At 44.9% G+C, this 697-nt stretch carries 1 protein-coding gene; it reads right to left on the bottom strand.

Annotated elements, in window-relative coordinates; all coding sequences use genetic code 11:
- Positions 1-74: 74 nt before the first annotated feature.
- Positions 75-697 (bottom strand): hypothetical protein (locus tag A3738_RS31710; RefSeq protein ID WP_068764006.1); only part of this gene is annotated, 623 nt, incomplete at its 5' end.

The raw sequence follows: 697 nt of genomic DNA, 5'->3' as shown, positions 1-697 counted from the left end.
AATCGCGGATTACTTTTTCAGAGTAAAAAGTAATCTCGGGCCTTTTACTCTGAAACTTCATTCATTTGAAACGACTACTCAGCAACTGCCCAATTCCCAGCATCGTCCTGACACACATCCCGCACCAAGCTCTCTTCTTCTCCGTCCGCCACAATCACCATGCTCAAACTAACGCACTTCCCTTCAGAGCCTTGATAGCGCTTCAAGACATCAACATGACCATAATTTCCGGTGGCGTCATTAGACCACGTTTTCCGACTCAAGCTTTGATCTGACAACAGTACTTTTATAGATTCTGTTACCAAATGCGTATCTTCTTGAGTGATATTTACATCACCTTTAAAACGATCAAACAATCTCTCTTCTGCGCTGGCTAGAAAATCAAACGGCGTAGTAATAATGCCTTTTAAAACCCCTTTCACTGCGCCCTTTCCGGCCTCTTCTGAGATATCCTTGGCTGTCGCAACCACTTTTTCAACTCGTGAGAGATAGCTAGGAATCTCAGCACGTGTTTTTTCAACCTGGTCTAATACTTCAGGAACCAAAGGAGCAATTTCCTTAACGGTTTGATTAGTCTGGTTCACGGTAGCGACCGCATTGTATGCGGTTTTGAGAACAAGCGGTAATTGAGCACTCACCTCTTGAATCCGAGTATCAATCGCATCGACCCGAGACAGTACATCCGGCAAGGTCGCTC

The sequence above is a fragment of the Oleiphilus sp. HI0066 genome, from assembly GCF_001635725.1.
Note: the sequence above shows the minus strand (reverse complement) of the source record. Positions and strands in the feature narration are given on the sequence as shown.